The organism is Clostridium sp. AM28-20LB (assembly GCF_003480665.1).
Classification (GTDB): Bacteria; Bacillota; Clostridia; order Lachnospirales; family Lachnospiraceae; genus Otoolea; species Otoolea fessa.
Genome location: NZ_QUJN01000005.1, coordinates 214,667 through 220,722, shown reverse-complemented (window position 1 = coordinate 220,722; position 6,056 = coordinate 214,667). Strand labels below are relative to the sequence as shown.

The 6,056-nt window shown below is 49.0% G+C and carries 5 protein-coding genes; 2 read left to right on the top strand and 3 right to left on the bottom strand.

The window, feature by feature from the left end; translation table 11 throughout:
- Positions 1–603 (top strand): IS200/IS605 family accessory protein TnpB-related protein (locus DW739_RS11515; protein WP_243023771.1); only part of this gene is annotated, 603 nt, incomplete at its 5' end.
- 492 nt (positions 604–1,095) lie between these two features.
- Here DW739_RS11515 and DW739_RS11505 read toward each other — a convergent pair.
- The gene (locus DW739_RS11505) at positions 1,096–1,392 is read right to left on the bottom strand and encodes an RloB domain-containing protein (RefSeq protein WP_107001666.1); all 297 of its coding nucleotides are present in this window, start codon (positions 1,390–1,392) and stop codon (positions 1,096–1,098) included.
- A 1-nt stretch (position 1,393) separates the two neighbouring features.
- Positions 1,394–2,590: an ATP-binding protein gene (locus DW739_RS11500; RefSeq protein WP_118743091.1), complete on the bottom strand. Its 1,197-nt coding sequence runs from the start codon at positions 2,588–2,590 to the stop codon at positions 1,394–1,396.
- Between the two features lie 408 nt (positions 2,591–2,998).
- On the opposite strand from DW739_RS11500, the gene DW739_RS11495 reads away from it, so the two are divergent.
- The gene (locus DW739_RS11495; protein WP_118638040.1) at positions 2,999–4,501 is read left to right on the top strand and encodes a PLP-dependent aminotransferase family protein; all 1,503 of its coding nucleotides are present in this window, start codon (positions 2,999–3,001) and stop codon (positions 4,499–4,501) included.
- 97 nt (positions 4,502–4,598) lie between these two features.
- Here the strand turns inward: DW739_RS11495 and DW739_RS11490 are convergent, their stop codons facing one another.
- Positions 4,599–6,014 carry a spore germination protein gene (locus DW739_RS11490; protein WP_022360194.1) on the bottom strand — a complete coding sequence of 472 codons (1,416 nt, stop codon included), beginning with the start codon at positions 6,012–6,014 and terminating at the stop codon, positions 4,599–4,601.
- Positions 6,015–6,056 lie beyond the last annotated feature (42 nt).

Sequence of the window (6,056 nt, the reverse complement as noted above, 5' to 3'; positions counted from 1 at the left end):
AGTGATAAAGACCATTTGTATCATGTGCTTGGCAGAATCCGCCGTTTTCAGAGGGAACATTCCTCCAGACCGGTCCAACGCCGATGGAATTATGCAAAAAGGCTGAATATGGAGCTGTCCCGCAAAATAGCTGCGGAGATCACGAAATATGCCGCAGAGTATCAGGTAGATGTAATTGTGTTTGAGTATCTGGAAATGCAGGGAAAAATATCCGGAAAAAAGAAGCAAAAGCTTCATTTATGGAGAAAGCGGGATATTCAGAAACTGTGTGAACATCAGGCACATCGGAACAGAATTCGTGTGTTCAGGGTCAGTGCCCGGAACACCAGCAGGCTGGCCTGTGACGGAAGCGGAGTGGTAGTAAGAAACCAGGAGAACCATAGCCTATGTACCTTCCGGACCGGAAAACAGTATAACTGCGACCTGTCAGCATCCTATAATATCGGAGCGAGATATTTTATACGGGAACTTTTAAAACCCTTGCCGGAAACGGAAAGGTCTTCACTGGAGGCAAAAGTACCTGCAGTGAAGCGTAGAACCTCCTGTGTTTATGCAGATTTAAGAAAGCTTTATGTGGAAGTAAACAACTTAAAAGCGGCATAAACGCAGGCAGATATACAGCGGACTACCTGTAATGTGGAAACCAGCCGTATCCGGCATGGGAAAAGTGCGTATCCGCACAAATTCTAAGTTACTGGCGTATCCGCCGATATTTAGTCTTGCCGTTTAAAACGGCTGAGAAGCACGTGACTTTAGCCATGTGAGGTTCACTGTGGGATGGTTTAGATTTACGGCATATTTGGTGTCGGCGGTCAAGCGTCGCAGAAAAGATTATTTGCTCCAGCTTTATAAACGCAGCAGTATCGTACTGAAATAGTTGATCTCGCCCCGCTCGTTGTTCAGCACTTTCCGGGCTTTTTGAAATAGAATAGAACCCACCACCTTTACTGAAATTGACAACAGCCGCTCCAAACCGGAGCGGCTGCTATGCAAAGTTTTGACTGTACCAAGTATAACAGATATGGATTTACGGCGAAAGGGCAGGACTGTGCCAATGTAGAGACAATTTTGTGCCACCCATGTTTCTTTGAAACATTATAGCAGTGATTCCACCAGCTGATGGATGTCGGTAAATGGATTGACAGCAATTCCAAACGGTTTGCTGCTGTCATTTTGAAGATGGTATTCCACGGCTTTCCGGATCAGGCTGAGATAATCTGTTTCACCTCCGCTGGTGCGGCTTCCTACCACACGAATATCAATGTTTGTCTGACGGTTGCGGTAGTGTTCAAAATACTTAGGCTCAGTTTGAGAACCCTCCGTTACAATCAGAGTGACAGGCTTTATTTTTCTGCGTCGCTGTCCACGCTTTTCAATTTTTCCACGTGCCATTTTACAGCCCTCCCTTGATAAAGGGGATCGCACCATAACGGCCAATCAGATAGCCCTTCTCCACCTTAGCATCCTTGCGGATGGAAAAATCGTAAAGGGAGAACAGATCGGTAGCCGCTGTTTGCTCGTCTTTTTCGGTAAACCAAATCTGATCTCTCCTCAGTACATCCAGGTCAAGAAGATTGGTGTTGTGTGATGTGAAAATCAACTGGGCTCCATTTGGATTGAACTCCACACTGTTAAAAAGCGAGACCAGATGCTTTGTCAGAAGAGGATGCAGATGAGCGTCCATCTCGTCAGCGACAAGAAGGGTTCCTTCATCCAGCACCTTTTTTACAACACCGATCAGTTTGAAATAACTGTTGGTGCCATCAGATTCCTCTGCCATGTTCAGCGCGTAGGAAGAAGTATTTCCCTCTGTATCCTGTACCGTGTGAATGGCCTCAATATTGGTAAAGATATCATTACGCTGAGAAGGAGCGGATTCTGCATCACGCATCTGAAGGGATTGTATGCCAAAATCTGCAACACGCAGCATAGAGGCGATCACATGCCGGTAGTCATCCTCTTTGAGTTGTTCTGCTTCAAGGCCGTAGGCGTCTGCAACAGAATGTTTCGTGATGATCTGGCAGGAAGCAAACCATTCCAGAACTGGAATCACTTTGGAATAGCTCCAGTTTGATGCGACAGACAGATAGAGCTTGTTGGCCGAAGTGCGATCCTTGAGAGTGTTTTGTTCATCGACATCAACGGTAAAGCGAAAATCTTTTGTGTCTTTTCGCTCAAAAATGAGCGCCTGCCTGCCATTGGGATAGTAATACAGATATTCTTCGATAACAGCTTTGTCTGTTACAGAAAAGCCATACGCATAGCGGATGCCATTTGTGGTGAAGATGACCTCGAAGCTGCTGGGGCGAGAGGGTGTTTCCCGGTCAAACTTGAAAGGCGAACGATCAATGGTTTTGTGGAGCTGCTGGTTATGCGAAGTCAGCACATAATTTACCATGAACCAAAACGCATTCAAGACATTGGACTTTCCAGAAGCATTGGCGCCGTAAATCACAGCAGACTTCAAATGCTTTTTGTTTCCGTCCACAATCAGGTGCTCTGGATGTTCGTTATCCTTACTGGCAAGCAGGGATAACACGACATTATCTTTGATAGAGAGAAAGTTCTCTACACTAAATTGAATCAGCATAAAACAACCTCCTAAATCCTTGTTATAATATATTATATCCACATTTTTGTGAAAAATCAACGCAAATGAAAAATAAAAATCTGTATAGAGGATTTAATAGAACAGCCGTGTGGAGAGGATATGCGGGGATCTCTTCTTTCTTAGGAAGAAGCGGCTCTTTGATTTCTTCCTCGGAATTTCCGTTACTGGGCACGTATGCGTAAACAGTAACAGTACTCAATTTTGGGGATTGCCTATAAGCAGGAGAAAACGGTATAATTGAGGAAGGCAGTTGGGTATAAGGGGTACAAGTGGTGGAGATGAAAAATATTGTGAAGACGGAAAGAGGGGCGGTTGTCTGGGATATGGGATGATGCGGGTGATCGATGCGGTGCATCGCCGTTTACATAAATAGATAGAGGAAATACGATGGAACTGAATTTAAGCGAACCGGGACAGAGCCGGTATCTGAGAGTATATGAATATTACAAAGAATTGATCGTGTCCGGGCAGATGAAGCCGGGAGCGAAGCTGCCGTCGATCCGCAAATGTTCCCTGCAGCTGCAGCTTTCGCGGACGACGGTGGAGACGGCGTATATGCTGCTGGCGGCGGATGGCTATATCATTTCGCGTCCGCAGAGTGGGTTTTATGTAACGGATGCGGTGCTGGCGGCTGCAAACCGGGAGGAAATAGAGCACGGTGTGCCGCGTCAGGAGGAACGCCCGGAAATCCGGTATGATTTTGCGTCTTCGAATGTGGATCGGGAGAGCTTCCAGTTTGATTTATGGCGGCGCTATGTCAAGAGCGCCTTGCGCCAGGATGAACGGCTGCTTTCTTACGGCGAACCGCAGGGAGAGCGGGAATTCCGGGAGGCACTCTGCGCGTATCTGGGGCGCCACCGCAATGTGATCTGTACGCCGGACAGTATCGTAGTAGGGGCGGGTGTGCAGAGTCTCTTGCATATTTTGTGCCCGATGCTGCGGGAGCGGGACAGCGCATGGTTTTTTAATCCGTCGTTCCGGCAGGGACGCCAGATTTTTGAGGATTATGGGTTTCGGACCGGGGATATAAGAGAGTATTGGGAAAATAATGATAGGAGGATTGAGTCCTCAAAAAAGGATTTGTGCGGAATAGAAAAGCCAGATGTATGTGCAAGAGAGATGAAAACAGGGTTATCCGAACAGATGTCAGAGGCGATGAGACATACAGGGAAAAGTGTTTGCTATCTGACCCCATCGCAGATGACAGTCTGGGGCGAGGTCATGCCGGTGGGCGACCGGATGAAGCTTTTAAAGGATGCGGCGCGCGAGGATATGCTGATTATTGAGGACGATTACAACAGTGAGTTCCGCTATTATAACCGCCCGACACCGTCCCTGCAGGGGCTTTCCGGCGGGCGGGGCGTCGTGTATCTGGGGACATTTTCAAGGCTGCTTCTGCCATCGATCCGCATGAGCTACATGGTCCTGCCGCCGGATCTGCTGAAACGGTATCAGGAGCGGGGGCGTTTTTATAACCAGACGGCGTCCAAGGCAGAGCAGATTGCCCTATGCCAGTTTATCCGGGACGGACATCTGGAAAGCCAGATCCGAAAGTCCAAGAAATTGTACGCGGCAAAGGCAAAGTGTCTGTGTGATGCGGTGCGGCGCATTTTTGGAGAAAAAGCGCGAACGCATCTGGGCGATGCCGGTTTTCTGGTTCTCATGGAGCTTGACAGCCCGCTTACATCGGCGGAAATTGCCGGGCGTGCGGCACAGGCAGGCGTCGCCGTCCGCCCGGTGGAGTCGGTCGGGAGTCTTTTGGAAAAACAGGAGCATCATTTTCAAGAGGGATATCCGAAGCTCCTGTTGTCGTGTGCCTCGATGGGGGCAGAGCGGTATGAGGAGGCGCTGGAGGTGCTGAAAGAGGTAGTGTATAAGAAAGAAAAATAGAAGATAGATATAGAAGTTAAAATGTCCGCATAAACCACAGCCAGTACCCGGAACCATCCGGGCAGTTGTGGGTATGCGGACATTTTATGCGACATTCTTATCCGTTTTTCTCCTCATGCGGCAGCCGGTTCCGGAGCAGCCGTTTTTTTAATTCACTCCAGTGAAATGGAATTAGCGGGTAAATATAACTTTTTCCGGCGATTGTCCGGTTAAAGACAAGGCAGCCGACGGCAATGAGTGTTCCGGCGATGAAGCCCCAGAGATTGAGGAAAAAGGTCAGAATCAGGAGCAGGACGCGCATGAATTTGAGTGCGTAGCCGAGTTCGAAGCTCGTCATCGAGTAGTTGGCGATCGTGACGAACGCCATATAGAGCATCGTCTCGCTGTTGAACCAGCCGGATTTGACCGAGTATTCTCCAAGCACGATACCGGCGATGACACTGAGCGGTGTCGTCAGCATGCTGGGGGTGTTGACTGCCGCGAGCCGCAGACCATCGATGGCAAATTCCAGGATCAGGAGCTGATAGATCAGCGCCACATGGATCTCGTCGGTGACACGGATAAAAGCGAGCCATTCCGGGATCCAGCCGGGATTCTGCATAAAAAGCAGCCACAGCGGTGTCAGAAATAAGGTCAGGAAAAAGATGACCGTCCGCGACAGGCGCAGATAGGTGCCGGTCAGCGGTGGAAAATAGTAGTCGTCGGCTTCCTCGATGATATCGAAAACAGAGGATGGCAGAATCATTGCGGATGGCGAATTGTCCACCAGAATGATGATATTTCCTTCCAGAATCGAGGCAGCGGAGGTATCCGGACGCTCTGAAAAACGAAATTTTGGGAACGGATTGAACCATTTGTGCGGATAAATACATTCGGCAAGGCTTTCCTGGTTCATCGAGAGGGCATCGACATGCACTTTTTGAATCCGGGTGCGGATGCGGTTTAAAAGTTCGGTGTCCACCCGGTTTTCCATGTAGCAGATGGCGATATCGGTGTGCGAGCTTTCCCCAATATTCATGATTTCCATCCGCAGCTTCGGATCGCGGATGCGCCGCCGGATCAGAGCTGTATTGAACACAAGCGTTTCGACAAAACCATCGCGCGAGCCGCGCAATACCTTATCCTTTTCAGGTTCGCTGACTCCGCGGGCGGGATAGGTGCGGCAGTCTATTGTGAGTGCCTGTGCATACCCGTCGATCAGAAGAAAAGGAACACCGGAGAGAAGCTGGATAATCAGCGCGTCCGAATCCGTTTCCAGCCCGATTTCGCCGTAGGCGAGGTAGAGGGCGGCAAAATCGTTTGCATTGTCAGGCATCTGGGCGGTTTCAATGCTGCTCATCGCCTGCAGTACTTTTAAAAGCGTATCGTCCTTGGTAAAACCATCAATACAGTAGAGGCAGGCATCGCGCCCGCCGATCATCAGGTTCCGATCTACGACATCAAAACTGATGTCCGGTCGGAGCTTTTTTTGAAAAAAAGTCCGGTTATTTTCAATGGATGAAGAAATCTGCATCGTGTAAATCTCCTATCAGAGAAGCCAATATCAGTGACCGCG